The sequence below is a fragment of the Proteus hauseri genome (genome assembly GCF_040139125.1).
In the GTDB taxonomy this organism is placed as follows: domain Bacteria; phylum Pseudomonadota; class Gammaproteobacteria; order Enterobacterales; family Enterobacteriaceae; genus Proteus; species Proteus hauseri_B.
Genome location: NZ_JBEEUB010000011.1, coordinates 104,356 through 128,979, shown reverse-complemented (window position 1 = coordinate 128,979; position 24,624 = coordinate 104,356). Strand labels below are relative to the sequence as shown.

General features: G+C 35.7%; 17 protein-coding genes. 10 read left to right on the top strand and 7 right to left on the bottom strand.

What is annotated here, in order from left to right; genetic code table 11:
• Window positions 1-16: 16 nt before the first annotated feature.
• A complete protein-coding gene (gene mutS / locus ABN099_RS16615) occupies window positions 17-2,581 on the bottom strand; it encodes a DNA mismatch repair protein MutS (RefSeq protein ID WP_349465384.1) in 2,565 nt (854 codons plus the stop codon).
• Window positions 2,582-2,811: 230 nt separating this feature from the next.
• Between mutS and ABN099_RS16610 the strand changes: the two genes are divergently transcribed.
• From ABN099_RS16610 to ABN099_RS16600, 3 genes are read left to right on the top strand one after another with little or no spacing between them, the layout of a single operon-like run.
• Window positions 2,812-3,114, top strand: a complete 303-nt coding sequence (locus tag ABN099_RS16610; protein WP_349465382.1) for an Arm DNA-binding domain-containing protein — start codon at window positions 2,812-2,814, stop codon at window positions 3,112-3,114.
• On the top strand, window positions 3,090-3,452 hold the full coding sequence (locus ABN099_RS16605; protein WP_349465380.1) for a tyrosine-type recombinase/integrase: 363 nt from the start codon (window positions 3,090-3,092) through the stop codon (window positions 3,450-3,452). Before ABN099_RS16610 ends, ABN099_RS16605 begins: the two co-directional genes overlap by 25 nt.
• A 31-nt stretch (window positions 3,453-3,483) precedes the next feature.
• Window positions 3,484-3,693: a hypothetical protein gene (locus ABN099_RS16600; RefSeq protein ID WP_349465378.1), complete on the top strand. Its 210-nt coding sequence runs from the start codon at window positions 3,484-3,486 to the stop codon at window positions 3,691-3,693.
• Window positions 3,694-3,988: 295 nt separating this feature from the next.
• Here the strand turns inward: ABN099_RS16600 and ABN099_RS16595 are convergent, their stop codons facing one another.
• The gene (locus ABN099_RS16595) at window positions 3,989-4,843 is read right to left on the bottom strand and encodes a hypothetical protein (RefSeq protein ID WP_349465376.1); all 855 of its coding nucleotides are present in this window, start codon (window positions 4,841-4,843) and stop codon (window positions 3,989-3,991) included.
• Window positions 4,844-5,707: 864 nt separating this feature from the next.
• Between ABN099_RS16595 and ABN099_RS16590 the strand changes: the two genes are divergently transcribed.
• The 3 genes from ABN099_RS16590 (at window position 5,708) to ABN099_RS16580 (ending at window position 9,228) form a co-directional block, all read left to right on the top strand.
• Entirely contained in the window at window positions 5,708-5,890 is a 183-nt protein-coding gene (locus tag ABN099_RS16590) for a hypothetical protein (RefSeq protein ID WP_349465374.1), read from the top strand.
• A 315-nt stretch (window positions 5,891-6,205) separates the two neighbouring features.
• Window positions 6,206-8,800 (top strand): AAA family ATPase, encoded by a 2,595-nt coding sequence (locus ABN099_RS16585; RefSeq protein WP_349465372.1) that lies wholly within the window; start codon window positions 6,206-6,208, stop codon window positions 8,798-8,800.
• A gap of 257 nt (window positions 8,801-9,057) precedes the next feature.
• Entirely contained in the window at window positions 9,058-9,228 is a 171-nt protein-coding gene (locus ABN099_RS16580) for a hypothetical protein (RefSeq protein ID WP_349465370.1), read from the top strand.
• Here ABN099_RS16580 and ABN099_RS16575 read toward each other — a convergent pair.
• Window positions 9,225-9,842 carry a Fic/DOC family protein gene (locus ABN099_RS16575; protein ID WP_349465369.1) on the bottom strand — a complete coding sequence of 206 codons (618 nt, stop codon included), beginning with the start codon at window positions 9,840-9,842 and terminating at the stop codon, window positions 9,225-9,227. The genes ABN099_RS16580 and ABN099_RS16575 overlap by 4 nt on opposite strands.
• Before the next feature lie 476 nt (window positions 9,843-10,318).
• Here ABN099_RS16575 and ABN099_RS16570 point away from each other — a divergent pair, with 476 nt between their 5' ends.
• The 4 genes from ABN099_RS16570 to ABN099_RS16555 all read left to right on the top strand — a co-directional run bounded on the left by ABN099_RS16570 (window position 10,319) and on the right by ABN099_RS16555 (window position 20,766).
• Window positions 10,319-11,440 carry a DUF3829 domain-containing protein gene (locus ABN099_RS16570; RefSeq protein ID WP_349465367.1) on the top strand — a complete coding sequence of 374 codons (1,122 nt, stop codon included), beginning with the start codon at window positions 10,319-10,321 and terminating at the stop codon, window positions 11,438-11,440.
• A 326-nt stretch (window positions 11,441-11,766) separates the two neighbouring features.
• The gene (locus ABN099_RS16565) at window positions 11,767-17,721 is read left to right on the top strand and encodes an alpha-2-macroglobulin family protein (protein ID WP_349465365.1); all 5,955 of its coding nucleotides are present in this window, start codon (window positions 11,767-11,769) and stop codon (window positions 17,719-17,721) included.
• Window positions 17,722-17,810: 89 nt separating this feature from the next.
• A complete protein-coding gene (gene pbpC / locus ABN099_RS16560) occupies window positions 17,811-20,207 on the top strand; it encodes a penicillin-binding protein 1C (protein ID WP_349465363.1) in 2,397 nt (798 codons plus the stop codon).
• A gap of 211 nt (window positions 20,208-20,418) precedes the next feature.
• Complete coding sequence (locus tag ABN099_RS16555) at window positions 20,419-20,766, top strand: hypothetical protein (RefSeq protein ID WP_349465361.1); 348 nt, start codon at window positions 20,419-20,421, stop codon at window positions 20,764-20,766.
• Window positions 20,767-20,860: 94 nt separating this feature from the next.
• On the opposite strand, the gene ABN099_RS16550 is transcribed toward ABN099_RS16555, so the two are convergent.
• The 4 genes from ABN099_RS16550 to ABN099_RS16535 all read right to left on the bottom strand — a co-directional run bounded on the left by ABN099_RS16550 (window position 20,861) and on the right by ABN099_RS16535 (window position 24,624).
• A complete protein-coding gene (locus ABN099_RS16550) occupies window positions 20,861-21,790 on the bottom strand; it encodes a Dyp-type peroxidase (RefSeq protein WP_349465359.1) in 930 nt (309 codons plus the stop codon).
• 176 nt (window positions 21,791-21,966) lie between these two features.
• Window positions 21,967-22,548 (bottom strand): YebB family permuted papain-like enzyme, encoded by a 582-nt coding sequence (locus tag ABN099_RS16545; protein ID WP_349465435.1) that lies wholly within the window; start codon window positions 22,546-22,548, stop codon window positions 21,967-21,969.
• Between the two features lie 204 nt (window positions 22,549-22,752).
• Window positions 22,753-23,580, bottom strand: coding sequence for a VanW family protein (locus ABN099_RS16540; RefSeq protein WP_349465357.1), 828 nt, complete (start codon window positions 23,578-23,580; stop codon window positions 22,753-22,755).
• A gap of 129 nt (window positions 23,581-23,709) precedes the next feature.
• Window positions 23,710-24,624 carry a LysR family transcriptional regulator gene (locus tag ABN099_RS16535; RefSeq protein WP_349465355.1) on the bottom strand — a complete coding sequence of 305 codons (915 nt, stop codon included), beginning with the start codon at window positions 24,622-24,624 and terminating at the stop codon, window positions 23,710-23,712.

Genomic DNA, 24,624 nt, shown 5'->3' with positions numbered 1-24,624 from the left:
TATTTATTGTTATGACTTATTTTGCCATCTCTTTTAAGCGATAAAGTTGCTCTAAGGCTTGTTTAGGCGTTAATGAATCAGGATCGATTTTATCTAATGCCAGCTCTATCGCTGATGGTTCAGCTTCACTTAATAGCATTAGTTGAGATGTTTCGACATGCCCTGAGCCCGTATGTCCCGAAATCGCTTCAAGCTCTTTTAGTTTTTGTTTAGCACGGCGGATAACTTCTTTTGGTACGCCAGCTAAAGAAGCGACAGCTAAACCATAACTTTTACTTGCCGCACCTTCTTGCACGCTATGCATAAAGGCAATGGTATCGCCGTGTTCTACTGCATCTAAATGGATATTTGCGGTACCTTCTAATTTTTCAGGTAAGGTAGTTAATTCAAAGTAGTGGGTAGCAAATAACGTCATCGCTTTAATTCGATTAGCGAGGTTCTCAGCACAAGCCCAAGCAAGAGACAATCCATCATAAGTGGATGTTCCTCGACCAATTTCATCCATTAACACCAAACTGTTTTCCGTTGCGTTATGCAAAATATTGGCGGTTTCTGTCATTTCCACCATAAAAGTAGAACGACCAGAAGCGAGATCATCAGAAGCACCTACTCGGGTAAATATACGATCAATAGGACCAATAAGTGCCTTTTCAGCAGGAACAAAACTACCAATATACGCAAGCAGTGTAATGAGTGCCGCTTGGCGCATATAGGTACTTTTACCGCCCATATTAGGACCAGTAATAATTAATAGACGTCTTTGAGGCGCAAGTTGTAATGGATTAGAGATAAACGGCTCACTCAGCACTTGCTCAACGACAGGATGGCGTCCGCCTGTTATCTGAATACCCGCTTTTTCGGTTAATTCAGGACGCGTATAATTTAGTGTTTCAGCGCGTTCAGCTAAGTTAGCCAACACATCCGTTTCAGCTAACGCTTCGGCACTGATTTGTAATGCAGTAAGGTGAGGTAATAGCTGTTCAAAAATCTCATCATAGAGCATTTTTTCAATCGCTAACGCTTTGCCCTTAGAGGTTAATACTTTGTCTTCATACTCTTTTAGTTCAGGGATAATATAGCGTTCAGCATTTTTTAGCGTTTGACGACGAACGTAGTGCATTGGCACTAAACTACTTTGCCCACGACTCACTTGAATGTAGTAACCATGTACACCATTAAAGCCGACTTTAAGGGTCTCAATGCCCCACTTTTCACGTTCGCGAATTTCTAATTTATCTAAGTAGTCGCTCGCGCCATCGGCAAGTGCACGCCATTCATCTAATTCTGTATTATAACCTGACGCAATAACGCCACCATCGCGCACTAATACGGGAGGCGTTTCCACAATGGCTTTTTCTAATAGTTCACGCAACTCATCAAACTGACTAATACGCTTTTTTAATTCTTTAATATAAGGCATATCAGTTTGTTCAAGAACGTGGTGAATATCTTGATATTGTTGAAAAGCATGACGCATACGAGAAAGGTCGCGAGGACGCGCTGAGCGTAATGCTAAGCGTGCTAATACACGTTCTAAATCACCAATCTGGCGTAAAAACGGCTGTAACTCAAAGTAGAGCGGTTGTAAGGCACTAATAGCATCTTGGCGCTTAACCAGCTGTTCACGTTGGCGTAGTGGCGTGTGTATCCAACGCTTAAGCATTCTGCTACCCATTGGGGTAACACAAAAGTCTAAGACTGATGCAAGGGTATTATCCGTGCCACCAGCAAGATTTTGGGTTAATTCAAGATTACGACGAGTTGCGGCATCTAAAATAATCGCATCTTGAGGGCGTTCCATGGTGATACTACGAATATGAGGTAGTGAAGTACGTTGTGTATCTTTCACATATTGTAATAAACAGCCAGCAGCACAAAGTGCAAGGCGAGCATTTTCAACACCAAAACCCGTTAAATCACGAGTACCAAATTGCATATTAAGTTGTTGCTTAGCGGTATCTGGCTCAAATTCCCAAATAGGTCGGCGACGAAGCCCGTTTTGGCGTTCAATTAACGCCATTGCCTCAAACGTTTCAGGATAAAGCAATTCAGCGGGATGAGTGCGTTGTAACTCTGCTGCCATGCTGTCGCTATCGGGCATCTCTGTAACACGAAAACGACCAGAAGTGATGTCTAACGTTGCATAACCGAAAGCCCCGTTTTTATCCTGCCAAATGGCAGCTAAAAGATTATCTTGGCGCTCTTCAAGTAAAGCCTCATCAGTGACAGTACCCGGTGTTACAATCCGCACCACTTTGCGCTCTACGGGACCTTTACTTGTTGCCGGGTCACCAATTTGTTCACAAATAGCAACGGATTCACCCAATTGCACTAATTTTGCCAGATAGTTTTCTACAGCATGATGAGGAACACCCGCCATCGGAATAGGCTGACCTGCTGATTGTCCTCGTTTTGTTAATGAGATATCTAATAAACGAGACGCTTTTTTGGCATCATCAAAAAACAGTTCATAAAAGTCACCCATACGATAAAACAGTAAAATTTCAGGATGCTCTGCCTTAAGTTTAAGGTACTGCTGCATCATTGGTGTGTGGGATTCGAAATTTTGGTTGTCAGTCATTGGGGTATCTATATTAACTTATTGAATTAACTTGATTCTATGTTTTTTTGTTTTCTCATAAGATCGCATTATATCTTATAAAATATCACAGAATCCCATATGTAAGTGTAGGCTAAAGGGTAGGTTGTTGTTGGTGAAACGGTATAATGGGCATAATAAAACTAACAACTTACACTTTTCACTAAAAACCTTTAATTATCTTATAGTCAGCGCTAAACAAGGCAGCACTTATGAGCCAAAAGCTACCAGCAAAGTCCCAATCAACAAAAGTCATTGAGACGATGAAACCTAACCGTAAAGATAGGTCTGATACGGGTGAAAATACGGCTTTACGTCTATTTTTTGGCGCAACAGGCATTAAGATATTTTTCTACCGTTATAGTAGCCCAGTTACCCACAAACTTGTACAGCTAAAGATTGGTAATTTTCCTCAAATTTCATTAAGTGAAGCGAGAGTTAAGTTACAAGAGTTGAAACAGTTACGTCAATTAGGCATGCCCTGTCGAGCTTGCAGCAAGCTAAGTTTAAACTAACCAGTAATAAAGGTACTCGTTATCTAGATGATAATGAACTCAAGAAATTTTTAGCATGGTTGCCTAGTTCTGCTTACACCAATGTTGTGAAAAATGTTTTCCGTCTGACGCTTTGGACGGGCTGCCGAACAGGTGAAGTGTGCGCAATGGCTTGGGATGATGTGGATCTTGAAAAAGGGACTATTCATCTGAAAGAAACTAAGATAGGCATCGGGCGCTACGTGCAATTGCCTCATCAAGCAATCACTTATTTGAAATCAATGTGTATGAACTTTGATAAATATCTTTTTCCATCTCAAGTCACAGAACTACCTATCCAACAAAAATATCTTAACTGAATGTGCATGGCGTTTACGCAAAGAAGGAAAAATGCTAGATATCCCTGATTGGTCACCTCATGATTTACGCCGTACAGTACGCACTGGGTTGGCTAAATTCGGTTGCCCTAATGAAGTGGAGGAGGCGATACTTGGGCATTCACGTGGTGGTATTGCAGGTACGTATGATTTATATAGTTATGAGAGTGAATGCAGAGTGTGGTTGCAGAAGTGGGCAGATCATATGGATATTTGTAATTAAAATTAAATTCTTACATCGAAGAGAGCTTATTTTAGTTATAGGCGGGTATATAGTGAATAAGCCTAATTTATTGATAAATCCTTGATGACATTGCTAGGCTTATCAATAAATATTATGCATATTAAATTTTTTATTTTTTTAGTAAATTTAATCAATGATAAAGGTTATAATTTCATTAGGCGTACAATAAAGAAAATTTAAAATGATATGATAGTAGGTAGTGGTATATATTATTAATATAATACCATAGAAAATGGTAATTTTTACCATTTTCTAATTTAAAGAGTAACTTGTTTTAAAATTCAAAAGAAGTAAATTCTTCAATATTAAGTATTATTGTGGGTATTTTAAAAAATGTATATGTTGCTTTGATCTTTTTATGAAAATTATAATCATTGGTGATGAAAAAATCAGCTTTAGTTGCATAGATGGCATGTGTTACATCATGCATTCGAGATGCGCATCTTTTATATGGTTCTGTGTAATAGCCAACAATCTCTAGAAATCTAAAGTAACAATCAATTTTTCTTTCAACCAAAGAGTGATCATGTTTGAAGTTTTCGAAATTCTCATCATATGAAATAAACTTATCGCGTTGCTCACAAAACTCCATAAAAAGAGATAGAACAAATTTGTTACTCATTAGCTCTGTGTTACTTAGATTTTTAATTTTATCAATATCTATCTTATGTCTTTTTCTCATATTGTCGTGAGTGAAATCTATATCGTGACTTATAAGCGATTGTTCTTTGAAATAATTTTCATAAGTACCTGCATTTTTAAATGCATATATTCTTCTTTCATTTTCTTTTGCATACTCAGTTGTATTTAAAGTTTTAAATACTCGGTCAAAGCATGTAAGTGGCGACTCAGTTATTATTCTTGTTGGACCTCCATGATTTGGAAAAATCTCCCTTCCATAAGAAAGACTCGATATACCATGTAACAATATTGATATAAACTCGACTTGATCCTTTTGATCCTTTTTTGAATTACTAATTTCAGCGACTTCTTCTATATGAGCTGGGCTATAAGGAAATATATATTTAATTTTACTAATAGAATCTATCTTATTTAGTAAAAGAGGGTTTTTATTTTCTTTTTTTATGTATGCACAGTAAATGTTGTGGTCTAAGTATATGATTTTCATGATTAATTATGTTTTAATTTTTTAAAAGTAATTAAATAATATAGTTTATCTTAATTTAATTTCAACACGAATTTTTACAGAAGGATATGGTGATCTATTTAGGTTTTCACTATTTTAAATATTTGTATAATGTTACTAATCGTAAAGCTATTATTATAATTTTGATTGGATTTAAAAATCCTCCGTATATAATATATGGCTGGTGTTTTTTTACTGAAACCCAAAATAGATATTAAAATTTCCGAAATTAGATAAATTAGTAAAGAGTAAGTTTTATATTTTCTTTTTGAAGGCTAAGATCTTTTTTACCCTAAATTAACAATTGTTAATACTGATTTTTACAATAATTCAAATGCTTAAAATAATTTCCGCCATCCTCTGATAGCCCATGTACCAATAGTTTCATGCTTTTATTGATGAGGCCTGGGAGCCTTGACTGATGAATGTTTTCCTCTCATAGATTTTCCCATCCAGCTTCATTCGGTACCCATAAGCTTTGCCATTCTTCTTGTGCTATACGAGGAAGTTTCCAGCAGGGCTGATAGTTAATTCGTCCATACTGCTGCCGCACGTCCAACGGTGCTTTATTTGTAGTACCACAGTCAGCAAAAAACAAGAAATAAACCATCTTTTAAAGAGAATAAAAAATGGACGTAATTCCGATGAGTTTATATTAGAAATACTTGAATATTGGAAATTGGAAGCAGCGGAGTTACGGGAAAGCTTAAACCAGTTACTCGAAGAATATATAAAAACAGGTAATAAAAATAAGTATGGACTGTCTGTGGTGAATGCAGTTGGACAACCATTTAATACTACAAAGTGAAAAACAAAAAATGGGGGAGTGGAAGATGTGGTGTCGTGATGCGATGTAAGTTACTTGCGCATATGATACAAGGGCTAGAAAGCCGCGCAGTCTATGATTATGTGAATTCGCATAGCGGTGTCTGTGTGCTAGAACATGATGGATTTGTCAGTTTGCATGAGCTGTCTGATGGTGATTGGCAGCATCGATACTTGGAGATAGTGTTGAAATATGATTGCTAGTTCTGATAATAGAGTATTTACAGAGCGATTACTTAGCAAATATAAAATTAAACCAATCATGTCACTTATATATTGAATAAAATTAACCATTTAATTCAATATATAAGTTCCGAATAAAGTATACCACCGTTGTTTCAGTCTGATATTGGAATTAATTTTTAAGTGTGATTATTTATAACAAATTAAAAATTAAATGCTTTTGTTGAGAAATATTTATTTTAGATGGATGAATTTAACTGAAATCAGATCAACATTTGCTTTTTTATCATAAGAATATCTTATCATATCGATACTCAACTATGAAAAGATAAAATTATGACAAAAATAATCAATGATTCTTTTGAAAAATGGTTATCTGAGCGCCCTAGATGGTTACAAACAGCAGCGATTCAAATAATCAATAATAAGCGACGTTTGACAGCCAAGGAACTTGACGTACTAACTGAACTTTGTTTAAGCGAGGCTATGTCATCTAAGGATATAACTTTCGAGGCATATGTGGAAGGATCTCTTTCTCAAGCGTCTCAAAAACTTCCTTTACGTATCCTAAAACTAACAGATATAATTGGTGTAAATGCCCTCACTTCACCTGCGAGTATTGATTTTGGGAATACACAACTAACGGTCATATATGGACCTAACGGAGCGGGAAAGTCAGGTTATTCAAGGTTACTTAAACAAATTTGTGGCTCACAATATAAAGAAGATATACATGGAAATGTATTTGAAAAACAAACAAACTCAATTAGTGCTATAGCGCATTATCATGATGGTCAATCTATTCATCAGGCTACTTGGTCTCTTCAAAATGGACCATGTAATGCTCTAAGAAATGTACAAATTTTCGATACTCATGCTGCTGGTATTTATATCAAAGATAAAAAACCAGCAACATATGAACCAAGCAAAATTAAATTTGTTAAAACACTAATTTCAACATGTGATGAAATTAATACGCGACTAATAGCTAAAAAAGCTCAATTAGTGGATCTACGTCCGCAATTTCCTGCTGATTTTTCTGATAGTTCAGCGTTACATTGGTATAAAAAAGTAAATGAAAAAACTTCAATTAATGATATTGAAATTAATTGTAAATATACTGAAGACATGGATGCAGAACGAATTCAAAGTGAGTCAACTTTATTACAAAAAGATATACCTAGCAGATTAAAACAAATTGTTTCTGAAAAAAAAGCACTTCAGCAGTTGCATAAATTTATTACAGAATTAAATTCTCTTTACAGTAATGATTCAATTAAAGAGTTAATTGAATCTCATAATGAAGCTTTATTAAAAAGAAAAAATGCCAACGAAGCCGCTCAGTCAGCATTTAAGGACTCACCTTTGGAAGGTATTGGGCAATCCACATGGTTAGCAATGTGGGAACAGGCTAGAAGTTTTTCAGTTTCTTATGCTTATCCAAATAACAATTTTCCTCACACTGCTGATTTAGCTCGATGCGTATTATGTCAACAAGAGTTGTTACCTGACGCAAAAGAAAGAATGAATGCATTTGAGTTATTTATCAAAAACGGTTTGGAAAAAAATGCTAAACAAGCAGAAAACACCTATAAAAATAAACTAGATAAATACGGTAAACTCCCTGATATAGCAGATTGGCACTCTCGATTGAATATTTTGAAAATGGATGAACAATTATCTGAAAAAATATTAGTTGATATATCCAATCGAAAAGCATTACTAAACATAGCCACATCAGTAGAGCAACTTCCTGTAATCAATTGGAAACCTATTTATGATATATATAATGATTCATTAAGCTTATTGGATGGCGAAGAAAAATCACTTCAAGCGCTACAAAAAGATGGGGGGAGACTCGCTCTACTAGCAAGATTGGCTTTTTTAAAAACAACCCAGTGGTTAAATCAGAATAAACAAACCATAATTGATGAAATAAAAAGGTTGAATAAAATAGCAGAGATAAATAAAGCACAAACCCTTGCTAGAACAAACCAACTTACGATCAAAAGTAATGAACTTGCGGAAGAGTTAATAAGTAATGGTTATCGTGATAGATTTTCTTCTGAGCTAAGTAAATTAGGAAACAAGCGAATTCGAGTTAAGCCAAAGGATATAAAGCAAGGTAAAGGGAATATTTCTTTTGAATTAGAATTAGATGGTTCAATACATAAAATTTCACCAGCAGTTATTTTAAGCGAGGGTGAAGCAAGAATTGTAGCACTGTCTGCATTTATTGCGGACATGACCGGTGAGCAACAATCAACCCCATTTGTTTTTGATGATCCAATATCATCTCTTGATCAAGACTACGAAGAACGTGTTGTTAGTAGATTAATAGAACTATCCGAAACAAGACAAGTTATTATTTTTACCCATCGCCTTTCACTGGTAGCTTTAGTTGAAGCTGAAGCCAAAAAAAGACAATCAGGAAACCTTGGTACACCAGTATCCGTTGACGTAATTACATTACAAAATTTTGCTGGAAGAATTGGTCAAACTGTCCCTGGAAATGTCCGTAATCAGCAACCTAAAAAAGCGTTAAATACCTTAAAGGCTGATTCGTTAAGGTTATTAAAGAAAGCTCATCAAGATGGAGATCAATATGCATATGATCGTGAAGCTAAAAGCTTATGTAGTAATTTACGTATTATCGTAGAGAGATGTGTAGAAACGATCTTGCTGGATGAAGTCGTGTTAAGATTTCGTCGTAGTGTGATGACAGGAAATAAGCTTATGAAACTTGTTAAAATAACACCAGCTGATTGCCAACTGATTGACGATTTAATGACTCGTTACTCTGTCTATGAACATTCTCAACCAAATGAGCTTCCCGACACTCTTCCAGAACTTTCTGATATAGAGAATGATTTAGATAGTTTAATCAATTGGATTGAACAATTTTCAACTAGGAGTATTCCTATAACTTAATTTCAGTACATGCTATAAACAGTGTTGATACTTACCTTATCATTGCCAACGCTGTTTAATGCTTGTCTAAAGGAGTTCATTGAATTTTAGCTGTAACATCTGAACTTGTGCCTATGCATTGTCCTTATTAGTGGACTTTACATATCGACGTTGAGCTTCCCAAAAATAGGTCTGTAGAATATAGCTTGTGTTTAGTATTTGTAGTTAGTGCGATAATTGATATTATGAAACGGTGACTATATTTTAAGAGGTTTAACATGAAAAGTAATAAACACGTTGAAATACCATATATAAAACCAACTCGCACTCAGCTAATTCGTGCGGTGACAACTTCTACTGCTATTGAAACAGGGCAGGAGTCCCGTCGCCTTGAAGAAGAAATGAAAGCGAAACGTGAGAAGTTTGGACACCTGAAACTGGCGATTTAGTTCTCTTTTAAGGCTTCATTAACCCAATATTTCATGGGCTCATAGTTAAGGTTTAATCCTGCATGGATTGCTGCAATGTACTGCTCGGGGTGTTGAGTCCAACTTTCATAGTCTAACGACTGAAAACCAGCTTGTACTGCCATCACATCTGCGAGTAAACGCGATAAGCGCCCATTTCCTTCCCTAAAGGGATGAATCAGAATTAACTCCACATGCACAGTTGCAATAGCTTCTATGGTTTGTTCTCGGCTCATATTGGTGCAGGGCGTGTACTTCGCTAGATATTCTTTCTCGAATTGAGCAAGCAACTTTGCAACACGACCCGCAGGGGCAAACATAAAGCCACCTTTGCTGATATTTACTGTACGTAGCTGACCAGCCCACTCGTAAACATTCCCTAGCCATTGGCGGTGCCAACGCTGAATAAGGGATACCGTGATTTGTTCTGTTGGGAATTGTTCTTCAAAAATGGCTTGATACAGCTTTTCTAACAGGACAAGCTCAGCATCATTGATATCATCAATGCTTAAAAGCCCTAGCTTGTTAGCCAGTACCTCTTCATCAGAACCGCCAGCAAATTTCCCTTCGCTATTAGATACATGGTATTTATTCATTTTGTACTCGCCATATTTCTAAGCTTGTAGCCTTTTTTTGAAAACATAGTTGACTACGTTTATTCGCACTAGTCACATATTTTTATCTATTGTTGCATTAAATATCGTTGTGTTTCACCAGATTGGTTAGGATCCTATCATAATAATTATTATAAAATATTAGGTGAAGCTAATAAATTAAGTGATTGCACCTGTTTTATTGATTTTATATTAAAGTTAATAGCGCAATCATTAAAAGAAGGCATTGAAAATAGTGAATGTAATTAATCTTAATGCTATTTATTAAAATGAGAATAAGTGAAGGTTGTAAAAATAAAATATTAAGTAAATAAACCTAATTGAATAAATTACCGCAAATACTCATCTTGAGCGTATTTTGACTTACTTCAAATTAATTTAACAAATAATAGTTATTTTTTATGAATGTAATTATAGTTTCTTATTGAGCAAATTGATTAATAATATAATGAGGGACTATGAAAAAGAGCATATTGGTATCGGTACTAGGTGTTTTATTAATATCAGCTGCAGGTTGTGATAATGCAAATGAAAACCCAAATAGTGAATTATCTCAACAAGATAAAACTAAAATAGAGCAATCTAAATCCGATCAAACCAGCATCCAAACAGATGAAATTCAATTTAGCCAAAAAATTGAAAAAGGTAATTTGTGGTTGTCTGCTTTTAATGAAGAATTTGGACCTATTCTCAAGAAAAAAACATCAGTATTATCAGCAACGATAAGTAGTGACCTCTTGAATAACACCAAGAAAACATTAGCAGAATTAAGTTCTGATAAAAATATGACACTTGATCTTTCGCCGTTTAAAGTACTAGAAACTGAAACGGATCAAATAAAGAGAATGCAGGCGAACAGTAAACTGATGTCTGTTAATACCGTATTCTCAACATACTTAGGTGAATCAGGTTTAAATCGCGCTAAAGAAGCATTTGAGTATATGAATACACTCACCCCAGCACTTCCTGAATTAGATGCAGTGGGTAGCGATTATGGCAAAAGCTATACCGATTTATATGAAAAAATGCTGAAATTAGGTGATTACTTATTTATAAAAGAGACTTACCGTTTAGACGACTATGCTCAAGCAAACGCTCTATATGATGATGTTAAAAATGCTTATACCAAATTGTTAGAAGAAAAGGAAAAAGCGGTAGATGCATACGAAAATTATTATCAGATTATGCATATCGAAGAACTTCAATTAGTGAAGAAAAAAGGTTTAATTATTCGCTTTCATATCATGGAGTCTTTAGACACTGTAAGTAATTCATTAGATTTGATCAATCCTGATAAACTCGATTTAAACGTACTTGCTGATGTGATAACAAAAGTCGAAGCACAATCAGTCGTATTAGAAAAAGCCTTTAATGATGAAGCATTAATGAAAAAAGAGAATATGAAAATTTCTGACTCTTCAACAGGGGCATATTTAAAAACTTATCAACAACTATTGATTGAGTTAAAAGTCCTTGAGAAAAAGGCGAAAGAAAATAAAGATATAACAAGTAGCTTAAATACTATTTCAAATAATTATGAAAGTTTGATTAGAGATTATAACTACTTAATTTCAAAATAATTTATATTATTAATTTAAAAGGTAAATCGCACGCTAGTAGTGCGATTTATCTCGCAAAAATAAAAATTATTATCGCTTCTAGTAAGGCGTTAAATGACGATTAAAATAAGATGGTTAAAATAGAGATAAGAAGAGTCTTGAAATAGAGAAGGACGCTAGGAAAAAAATATTAAAAATGTAATCTATCTCTACATAATTAATTTATAAATTAATTATAAGTATTTATTCTTATTTTTTAGCAATAACGCTACTTCTACTGACACTGATGTTTGGCTTAACTCCGCGAGTCATAATTTATGTTATTGCGGTAATTTAGGACTATCTATATGGATGTACTGCGCTTTCTACTCACTCTTCCTTTTAAGCTTCTTCGTTTAGTTGGCTGGGCCATCATCTTTTGTATTCGCTTACTTGAAAGAATATTAAGCCCCATTATTGGTCAAATACAATGGAGTACGCCAATATGGGTTGGGTTTATCGCTCGTCAATTGCGAAAGGTTGAAAACGTTGTCGCCACTTACCCTAAAACTGTTTTAGGCTCAATCATCTTCCTTGCTGCGGCTTCATTTGGTGGCTATTACGGTTATCACAGTTATCTTAATAGACCCGTTCCTATCGATGTCGCCCCTATTGTTGTTGAAAATGTTGATGTGCGTCTTAGAGAGCCTTCACGAATCGATTATTCTAGTGATAACCAACAGCCTCAGCGTATCACGTTATCATTCACACGCTCAGTCGCCCCCATTACATTAATTGATAAAGTGGTTACTGAAGGTGTCACTATTAGCCCTGCTATTGAAGGTGAGTGGCGTTGGCAAAATGCCTCAACATTAGTTTTTACAGCTAAAAAACCACTGCCAATGGGAAAAGAGTACAAAGTAGAGCTTAATGATGAGAAGTTATTAGCAGCTCAATTCTCACTTAAAGTAAAAAAATATAGCTTTGTCACCACTGAATTTTTTTACAGGTTAAGTAATAGCGAGTTTTATCAAGATCCACAAAATCCATCGAGAAAAATTGCGATTATAAAAATTTCATTTAATGCGCCTGTTGATGTTCAAAGTTTTGAAAAGCGCCTTGAAATGAGATATGCCGGTAACGAAAAACTAAAATATACCGTTAATTACGATAATAAAAATCTAACCGCATGGGTTCATTCTGAACAATTATCACTAAAAGATGTAAGTAGTTATGTTGATTTAAACATTGTTAAAGGGGTAACCAGTAGCGTAGCGGCTAATCCAACAGATAAAGAGAAAACTTATCGAGTTGCTGTACCAAGTTTATATAGCCTAGCGGTTTCAGATATAGATAGTGAGCTAGTTGAATCTGAGAATGGCAAAGATTCTCGTGTACTGATTGTCTCATTTAGTGATGAATTAAATGAAAAAGAGTTAAAGAATGAGGCAATTACTGCATGGTTATTACCTCAACATAACTCAGAAATGCCGGATGCAGATATTAATAGAGACGAAGACTATTTTTATGATTGGGCTCTTAATGATGTAAGTAAAACGATATTAGCTGAATCTGAAAAACTCACTCTTGAGATGGGTGATACTGAGCAAGATAATCAATCTGTTTTTGCCTTTAAATATAACGCACCAGCTCATCGCTTTTTATTGGTTAAAATTCCTGACGGCATAGAGTCTGTTGGGGGCTATAAGTTAAAAGATGAGCACTATCAAATCGTGAGTGTGCCGGATTACCCTAAGATGTTGAACTTTATGTCTGAAGGCGCGTTGCTCTCTATGATGGGTGAAAAACAGATAACGGTTGCTGCGCGTAATTTACCTGGGTTACAACTCGATATTAAACGTGTTATTCCAAGTCAATTACAACATATCGTCTCTTTTAAAGATAAAAACTTCACTTCTGTTAATTTTAATCGTCTTAATGATGAATATTTTACGGAGCATTTCAGTTATCAAACTGCACTTAATACAGAAGATAAAGGTCAGATCCAATATAAAGGGATCGATTTAAGTCGTTATCTTGCGACCGATCCAAAAGCGAAAAGAGGGATCTTTTTACTCAGATTAAGCCCATGGGATCCAACAAAAGCGGCTAAGACAGATAACGAAGATGATGAAGAATATTATGATGAAGAAGATAACGACAATGTTTTTGATGCTCGATTCGTCGTTGTAACCGATCTTGGAATTATCGCAAAATCATCAATTGATGGCTCTAGAGATGTCTTTGTACAATCTATTTATACGGGGGAACCTGTAAGTCATGCAACAGTCTCTGTTATCGCTAAAAACGGCACAACACTATTAAGCCAATTTACAGGTGAAGATGGTCATGTTGCATTCGCTAATTTAAATGATTTTAAAAATGAACAAACCGCGGTTCTATTTTTAGTTGAAAAAGAAGGGGATATCTCTTTCTTACCAACAAATGCTTATTATGACAGAGAGTTAAATCTATCACGTTTTGATATTTATGGTGATAACACACCAAGAAATCCTGGCACCTTAGATAGCTTCTTATTTTCGGATAGAGGTATTTATCGACCGGGTGAAACATTTAATATTGGTCTAATAACACGAACCTATGACTGGAAAACCGCAATAAAAGGAGTTCCTTTACGTATTGAGGTTCGTGACCCTCGCGATACATTAATGTTAACTCAGCCTATAACATTAAATGAGTTTGGTTTTAATGAATTAAGTTACACCACATCTGAAAACTCACCAACAGGGGATTGGAATATCTACCTCTATTTAGTGGGTAAAAATAGTGAAGATATGGAGTTATTGGGCAGCACTCGTGTTGTTGTTAAAGAGTTTGAGCCTGACTTACTCAAAGTGGCACTTAATCTAACACCAGACAGAAAACAAGGGTGGGTGAAACCTTCCGAGTTAAACGCAAGCATTGATGTACAAAACTTATTTGGTACACCAGCACAAGATCGTCGAGTTGAATCTAAATTAACGTTACGACCCGTTTATCCTAATTTCTCTCGTTATTCTGATTATCAGTTTTATGAAAATCGCCGTAATAACGACAGCTTTGAAACTGATTTAGAGACAGTAACAACGGATGAAAATGGTGTAGCCGATCTTAGTTTAGGGCTAGATTCTTATGCTGATGCTACCTATCAATTACAATTAATTTCAGAAGCGTTTGATGCAGGAAGTGGACGTTCTGTAACTGCGGCTGCACGTGTAATGGTTTCTCCTCATGACTATCTTATTGGGGTTAAATCAGATGGCTCATTAGATTATATTAATCAGAAAGCTCAGCGCATTGTTAACCTCATTGCAATCGATCCTACATTGAAACAGATTGCTCAATCAGAGCTTACTATTGCGTTATTTGAGCAGAAATATATTTCAGTATTAACACGCCAAAATTCGGGTGTTTATAAATACCAATCTAAGTTAAAAGAAGTCTTAATTAATGAGCAACCACTAGCTATTGATGAAAACGGTAGTCATTTTACGTTAGATACTGAAAATCCGGGCAACTTTGTTTTAGTTGTGAAAAACAATGAAGGCAGTGTGCTTAATCGCATTAACTATGCCGTGGCTGGTAATGCTAATGTCACTCGTTCACTAGATCGTAATGCAGAGTTACAACTCACCTTAAATAAAGAGAGTTATAAGGCAGGAGAAGAAATTGAAATTTCTATTAATGCCCCTTATACCGGAAGTGGCATTATTACTATCGAACGAGACAAGGTTTATCACTGGCAGTGGTTTAAAGCATCAACCACTAATTCGGTGCAAAAAATCCGAGTGCCAGCAGACTTACAAGGTAATGGTTATATTAATGTTCAATTTGTTCGAGATATAAATTCTGATGAAATTTTTATGAGCCCGCTTAGTTATGGTGTTATGCCATTTAAAGTGGATCGTGATAATTTCCAAGCTCAAATTGAGCTGCAATCCCCTGAAATAATAAAGCCGGGAGATACATTACCTATTACGGTTAAAACCGATTCATTACAACAAGTTGCGCTATTTGCTGTCGATGAAGGCATATTGCAAGTTGCTCGTTATCAACTTAAAGATCCATTAGATCACTTTTTCCGTAAACGTTCATTAGAGGTTTACAGTACACAGATCCTCGATCTTATCTTGCCTGAATTTAGTAAAATGATGGCATTAACCTCAGCGCCGGGAGGCGATGCTGGTGAAGGTGTCGATCTCTATTTAAACCCATTTAAACGTAAAAAAGATGAGCCCGTTGTTTATTGGTCAGGGATTAAAACTGTCGATGGTGAAACGGTCTTTAATTATAAAGTACCAGAGTACTTTAATGGCAAATTAAGGATAATGGCTGTTTCAGTAACACCAAACCGTATTGGTCATGCTCAGCGTTATACTACGGTGAGAAATGATTTTGTTTTAAGCCCTCATATACCAACAACGGTTGCACCGGGGGATGAGTTTGATATCACCTTGGGAATAGCCAATAACTTAACAGACCTTAATGGTGTTGAGACTAAAATTGATGCCACCATTACGCCTCAAACTCAATTAGAGATAGTTGGGCAAAATAGTCATCAGCTTTTATTAGGCGAAAAGAAAGAAACTGTCGTCTCTTTTAGATTAAAAGCGAAAGAAGCGTTAGGTAATGCGGCAATAACGTTCACTGTTAATGCTGATGGTAAAGTAACAACAAGAACGATGAATTTATCTATTCGTCCTGCATCGGCTTATCGTACTCAATCAAGTTTAGGTCGTATGGAGGGTAAACAGCAATCTGTTACCCATATTCGCCATATGTTTGATAATTACGCCAAACGAGATGCAAGAGTCTCTTATTCACCATTAGTGTTAAGCAGTGCATTGGCACAATATCTGGCGAATTATCCTTACAATGGCTCAGAGCAAATTACGAGTCAGGCAATTCCATTGCTGTTCCATCAACGTAATCCTGAAATGAAAGCAATTTATTCTCAAGAAAAGATACGTGAACAACTAGCACAAACAATGGCTACGTTATTAACACGCCAGAATGGACAAGGTGCTATCGGAACTTGGCGTTCAACACCAACTACCGATCCTTTTGTCACACTCTATGTGGTGCAATTCTTACTTGAGGCACAAGAGGCAAATTACCCAGTCTCAGATACATTACTGCGTGCGTCCAATGAGTATTTGAAAAAGCTTACAACTAACTTTGCTTACAATTCTCAAGATGACTTACGTCTGCGAGCATTTGCGGTATATCTGTTAACACGTCAAGGCGAAATTACAACGAGCGAAATTGCGGCAATTCAAACGCGTATGCAGAAGAACTATCCAAAAACATGGCAGAGTGATATTGGTGCATTGTATTTAGCTGCATCATATAAAATGCTAAAAATGGATAAACAAGCGGATGAGTTATTAAAACCGACATGGCAAGAGATAAGTAAAGCTTACAACAACGCATGGTGGTCGCATAACTACCTCGATCCACTGATCCAAGACAGTACAAGACTCTATTTGATTGTGAAACACTTCCCTGAAAAAGTGACAGAGATACCGCCACAACTATTGGAAAACATGGTATTAAGCTTTAAAGAAGAGCGCTATACCACACAATCATCAGCAATGAGTATCTTGGCTTTAGAGTATTACACGAAGCAGATCCAAAGTAGTACAACACCCAATGCACCTCTTACAATCAATGTGAAAAGTGCAGAGCAACCACCCGTGGTGATTTCATCAATGACCAACGCAACGGCTATCGGTAACTTTGGTTCTGGCATAAATGAAATTTTATTTAATAATCCAACTGATAACCCAGCTTGGTATGTGGTAACACAATCAGGGTTTGATAGTCAGCAACCTAAAGAAGCGCTATCTCGTGGATTAGAAATCACCCGTGATTATATCAATGAGAAAGGTGAAGTCGTTAATAGTGCTACTTTGGGTGAAAAACTTTATGTACATATCAAAGTTCGCGCTAATGCAAAACAAGGTGTGAATAATGTGGTGCTGGTGGATTTACTACCTGGTGGCTTTGAAGTAGTACAACAATCAATGGATAATGTTGATAGTGATACTGATGTGGAATGGTTATCACCAAGGGGAGTTAAAGGAACACAATGGATACCCGATTATAGTGATATTCGCGAAGATAGAGTGATTATCTACGGTACTGCAAGCAAGGATGTGCAGGAGTTTGTTTACCAAATCAAAGCAACAAACTCAGGTATATTCTCAATACCGCCAGCATTTGCAGAAGCTATGTATGATAGAGAAATACAAGCGTTAGCAATAGGTAGTGGTGTAATGACAGTCACTAAACCCGTAACTAAACCAGTAGCAGTTAAATAGGTCACAAAGTCATTTATAAAAGAATAGTAATAGTGAAGATGGAATGACATTACATTTGCTATCAAGCGTCTGCTTTTGGTTACTTTAGTATGATCAAAGGCAAACGCTTATTACAAAACCTACTGATGGGGGGCTTTTTATTCGCCCTCCTTTGTGTTGGATTTCGTCTATTTCCTCATTCGCCTCTTTCTGAGGGGTTCTCATCATCAACCGCTTATTACGATAGAGAAGGTAACTTATTACGTTTAACGCTTGCTAAGGATGACCGCTATCGATTATGGACTTCGCTTGATGATATTTCCCCAATAATGATAGAAAGCGCAATGCGATATGAAGATCGCTGGTTCTATTATCACCCGGGTTTTAATCCTTATAGCTTAATTCGTGGATTTTTTGTCAGTTATGTCCATGGAAATCGGTTACAAGGTGGTTCCACAATAACCATGCAATTAGCACGTATGCATTGGCAATTAAATACCCGCACTTTATGGGGAAAGTCAGTACAAATATTACGTTCAATTCAGCTAGAATTAAGTTATTCAAAGCATGATATTTTAGAGGCATATCTTAATTACGCACCTTATGGGCGGAATATTGAAAGTGTAGGAGCAGCGAGTCTGATCTATTTTAATAAAAAACCAACAGATCTTACTTTGCCAGAAGCGCTTACACTTGCTGTATTACCTCAATCGCCCAGTTATCGTATTGAACCTAATACGAAAGGGATAAGCCTCTCTTTAATGCAGGCACGCAATAAGCTCTACTATTATTGGTTAGAGGATCATCCTGAAGATGCCGATTTATCTGCACTTTTTCAATTGCCGCTAGAATTACGTCAACCTGAAAGATTACCCTATATTGCGCCTCATTTTATTGAACAGATAGAAAAGCAAGAAAAGTATAATCCTAATAAAACACCTATTGTTATTACAACGCTTGATGTTTCACTTCAGCAATTAATAGAAAAACAAGTTAACTCATTTATTGAACGTAATAAGCACCTTGGATTGCGTAATGCAGCGGTTGTCTTGTTAGATACCAGAGATATGGGCGTGAGAGCGCTGGTGGGTTCTGCGGATTATTACAATACTGATATTCATGGGCAAGTTAATGGTACAAATGCAAAACGTTCACCGGGTTCTACATTAAAACCTTTTATTTATGCATTGGGTTTAGAGCAAGGCATTCTTCACCCTATGACTATCTTAAAAGATGTTCCCTCTACCTTTGGAAGTTATGCACCAGAAAACTTTGACTTACGCTTTTTAGGTCCTTTATCTGCAACTCAAGCTTTAAATTACAGCCGAAATATTCCGGCTGTTGCCATTGCTTCTCAATTAAAACAGCCAACGCTTTATCAGTTTTTACAAATGTCAGGTGTCAGTAATATGGCAAGTGAAAAACACTATGGTTTATCGTTGGTACTTGGTGGTGGTGAAATTACGGTACAAGAGTTGGCGATGCTATATGCAATATTAGCAAATCGGGGTGAATTAAAAACACTCAACATGCAAGAGCCAACATCAACCTCGGCTTCAACCCCCACGAGAAAACCTATTAGGGTATTAAGCCAAGAAGCGAGTTTTATTACTTTAGATATGCTGAGTCAGCATCGACGCCCTGATGATGCATTAGCGCAAAAATCCATGTCATTGCCTACTTATTGGAAAACCGGAACTTCTTGGGGATTTCGCGATGCATGGAGCAGTGGTGTTTTTGGTCCTTATGTTTTAGTTGTTTGGCTTGGTAATTTTGATGGCAAAGGTAACAGCGTACTGATTGGCGGAGAAGCCGCAGCACCACTCTTCTTTAATATTATCGACAATATTGTTGCAGATTATCCCAAGTTAAAAGAGCCTAATTTTCCACTGCCTGAAAATGTAAAACAGGTCGATATTTGCCTTGCCAGTGGTAATTTACCTACGCCTTGGTGCCAGCGAAAAGGTAAAACGTGGTTTATACCCGGAAAGTCGCCCATTAAAGTTGATACGATTTATCGTCCTATTGCGCTAGATAAATTAACGGGTGATGTGGTTTGCCCTCCTTATAATAAAGAGGAGGTTAATATTGAAGTTTTTGAATATTGGCCATCTGATTTAGCCAAAGTATTTGCTCTAGCTGGTTTACCTAAAAAAACGCCGCCATCGACAACACATTGTAAAAACGGTGATATTGCCGTAACCGGAATGCCACCGCGTATAACATCACCACTTCGTAATACTACTTACACTTTAAGGCGTGATTCATCACCAACTACCTCTATTGTATTTAACGCGACAGCAGATAATGATAGCAGTGTTATTTATTGGTTTGTCGATGATGCCTATTTAGGAAATAGCACTCATCAACGTTCTATTGAGTGGCATCCAACAGTAAGTGGTCGTTATCGTATTCGAGCTGTTGATGATAAAGGGCGAGCAGATTCACGCAATATACGAGTTGATATTATGGGCGTAATAAACAACCAAACAGATGAAATAAAATAGTACATTACTCATTTATTACCTAGCTATCAGAATATCTATTTTTTGGTTGAAAAAGCTATTTTTTTCGCTTAATAACCACTCCATAAATCAAATATTTATAACTATTGCTATCTTATTCTGAGTGTTATTAGGCGATATTGTTGTAGAGGGTTTATTAGGTAAAATATTGGAAAATATCTTTATATTGTGAGCAAGGAAGAGATAAAACATCATGAAAAATAGAATTGTAAAATTAGCATTATTAGGTACGTTAGTATTACCTTTAGTAGGATGTGATAGTGGAACACCGAACTGTGATAGCTCAGAGGCTAAAAATTTAGTCATTGATATTACAAAAGACGAATTACGTGATCAAAAAATGGCGGCTGTGATTGATCAAATTAAGATCAAAGTAGAAAGTGTTCGTACTCGTGAGCATGACGAAAAAAGAGATACTTATTCCTGTGCTGCAGAGCTTTCCTTTGAAGGCGCTGGTGGTAAAAACGCTATTCCTATAACTTATACCATTGAAAGTACTGACGACGGCAAAGAATTTTACGTTAATGTATTTGGTTTGTAATTAACAAATAATTCGATAATGCTTTAAGATAAATAAAAAAATCAGTAAAAGAGTCTATCTTCTACTGATTTTTATTTATCTAATAATATAAATTTTATTCTAAATTATCTAAAAACGCAGGAGATGGAATAAAAAATAGTGTTCCTGTTACAGCAGTACTGAATTTTAATAATTTATCAGTATGACCTTCAGGTGTGCCAGCAAACATATTTTCTAACATACGGCGTGTGGTTGAAAAATAACGAGCATAACCAATAAAATAAGTACCATATTCATTTTTTGAAGGATTAGAAAACGGCATATTTGCTCTTACAATTTTTAAATCTTCACCATTCTCATCTTGAATATTGGTAACAACATTATGAGAGCCCGGTTCTTTCTCATCATCAGTTAGTTCCACATCATTAAATTTATGTCTACCAATCACTTTTTCTTGCTCTACTAATGGCTGTTTTTCCCATGCTTCCATATCGTGGATATATTTTTGTACAAAAGCGTAGCTTCCTCCTGCAAATTGAGGATCTTCATCACCAATAACGGCATAAGACGATCTTTCGTCTTCATATTCTGGATTTTCAGTACCATCAACAAACCCAATAATAGAACGCCCATCAAAATATCTAAATCCGTGGACTTCATCGACGGGGTTAACGATATTCTTTAGCTTTTGGCTGATAATAGAAGCGAGTTCATAACAAGCAGATACTTTTAACGCCCTAATATGGAAAAAGAGATCGCCCGGTGTAGAAACAGCGGTATAGCTATTACCTTTTATCTCTTTAAAGGTAGAGAGCTCTTTCGGCTTTGGTTGATTAGGAAATAAATTTGACCATGCATTTGCACCAAATCCCATTACACAGCTGGCTTCTAATTCTGGAAAACGATTTCTTATACTACGGATAAGACCAGAAAAATTATTACAAAAATCAATAAGTGTAGCGCGAGTTTCAGGTAATTCGACTAAGTTAAAAACTAAAAAATAAGCATTCTCACTGGGTGATTTCGTAACATCTTGGTATTTCATAGCGATTCCTAAATGACGAAGAGTAAATAAAATATACTACTTTTATAAAATATAATTTTAGTTGTACACCTAACTGTCTGCTTTTACAAAGCGTAATGCGATATTTTATTAAATATAAGAAAGAGAAATTAGTTTGATTAAATTTATCTTCTATTTTATTGAGTTAAATAAAGGTATTAATTTATATCATTATGACTGCGAAAAATTAAAGAGAGTTGAGGATGTTGCCACAAACTAGCAGGAGTAACTGTTGTTCTCTCCCATGGTATTTGACCAATAAACCATAATTTCCAAAATTGTAATTTTGCTTCTGGATTTTTAGTTAGTAACTCTTTGAAAGTTTCAATTTCTCCCACTCGAATAGAAAGTGCTGATTTATAAATATCAAAAACAAACTTAGAGCAGAACTGCCTAGAAGACTCATATTTAAAACCAGTATGATAAAGCTTATGTAATCTTGAAGGAACTTCAGCAATTAATGCATTTTTTTGTTCGTCAGATAACTGCGTTTTTAATCGGCGTATACCATAGCGTTTTTCAGCAGAGCGATTGATAAAACGAGTTAATGTTGTGGTTGTTGAAAGAGGAACGCGACTCTCTGCGACTAAGTAATCTTCACCATTATGACCGATAATAATGCCGACATGATTACTCCAGCATAAAGATGCCGAAGAGATTTGACGAAAGAGTGAAGTTCCAATACAGGTAAATACAATATCACCAATTTCTAATTTATGTAGATAATCAACTTTATTCATCATTATATGACCCATTAAATATAATATTATTAAATTATAAGATGTTGACTCAATAACACTTCGACCATTATTAAAATATGGAGTTCAAAATAAACAATTCAATCTTATTAAAAAATAAAAGGCTAAATAATACTAAGTATTAATAAACTCTTAATGTTCGCAATGAATAATTCAATAATTGTAATATTATTAAAATTAAATTATTTATTTGTCTATTAATTCAGTGGGGATATCATATTTTACAACAACACTATTTTTATAAAGTAATTCAGATTTCAATAATCGAGGAAAAGCACCGACATTATTTTTAGTGTAAATATCACGCCAAATCTCATTGCAACGATATATATGCTCACCTTTTTTGATAAAAGAAGCGTTTTTTTCGTAAATATGATAGCGATATTCTCTCGCTTCACTACACAATAGCTCACCTTCTAATTGATGCTTTGCAACATGCAATCGAATTTGATAATCATGAGGTGTTGGGTTGTATAGCACTAAGTCGATATAGTTATAGAAAATGGCGGCACCTGAGCCAAACGGCAGTACACGACCTTCATCAGGAAAAGGATCAAAGCTATGATTCGCTTTTTCTATTACTTTTAATTCGCTATGTAATGCCAGCCAGTGAATTAAGTTACTCGCCTGACAAATACCGCCACCAACACCAGTTTTAGCTTCACCATAAGAGAGTTGCATACCATCAATAAAGCCTCTTTTATAGCTTGGGTTTCCGACTAAATAACAGAAAGAAAAATACTCACCAGAACGAATAACAACGCCATCAAGTGCTTTTTCAACTAATTTAAGGTTAGTAATTTTATTATATTGTAGTTGAATATCACTTTCGCCTCGTCGGCTAATTAACTTAGAGGTGTGTTTAAGATAACGATGAGAAAGACGTAATTCCGGCTCTATTTTTTTGCTGTATTTTCGTCCTGAAAATAGCCAGCTACAAGTGCGAAAAAAACGACGTTGTACCACTCTTAAGCGATAAAGAATAGGGTGATAAGAAGAGAGTGTTTTTCGCATAAAAATCCTTTTAATCGATATTGATAATTCCATAAAAATCGACTGCTATCATAGCGATTTAATTTGGAAAATTATATGTATCTCTCTTAAGCGTAAAGTATAATTAGCTAAAAAAGTATCGGCATAAACTTAGAAATTCAGATCTTTTGTAAGAATTTGCGCTTGTGATTGTAATACTGACAAGAAATTCTTAGTCGCCGGTGAGATATATTTCTCTTTATGGTAAAAATAGCGGATACCACGACTGAAATTAATATCGTCAAAAGCAACTTCACAGAGTAGCCCAGCTTTTAGCTCTTGAGTAATTGATAGCCGAGATAAAATAGAAATTCCTAATCCATGGATAACACCTTGTTTGATCCCTTCTAAGCTATTTATTTCCATTATATTGTTCAGCTTTTTGTTATGTTCTTTGATCCTATCTAACAGAAAATCACGGGTTGCTGAATGTTCAGGTTTAATTAAAAAAACCTCAGATTCTATATCAGAAAAACAGCAATGTTTTTCTTTTGCTAACCAATGATCTGGCGAACAAATAAGCACTAAGGGATCGATTAAAAAGGTATCAAGGTGATATTCAGTCGGATCTAAATAGATATGATCAGACATTATCAAAAACTCAAGTTCTTGAGTATCAAGTTTATGAATAAGCTGTGTTGAGTTTGAAATATCCATACTCAATTTAACTAAAGGTGACTGTTTTCTAAATTGTGCCATTATTTGGGGTAAAAGATATACGCCAACAAAATGGCTAGCACCAAATTTAATCTCACCTTTTGAAGGATCATCAAATTGACGCATATGCTCAGAAGAGGATTGAACAAGATTGATGATTTGAGTGGCATATTGCTGATAAACCTTTCCTTGAGGCGTCAAATAGAGCCGATTATTTATTCTTTCAAATAAAGTCGTCTGTAACTCTTCTTCTAATTTTTTGATTTTAATACTCACACTGGGTTGGGTGCAAAATAGACGTTCTGCCGTTTCAGTGACGTTAAAACCATTAGCAAGTAGTAGAAAAGCATCAAGTTGGCTTAAGTTCAT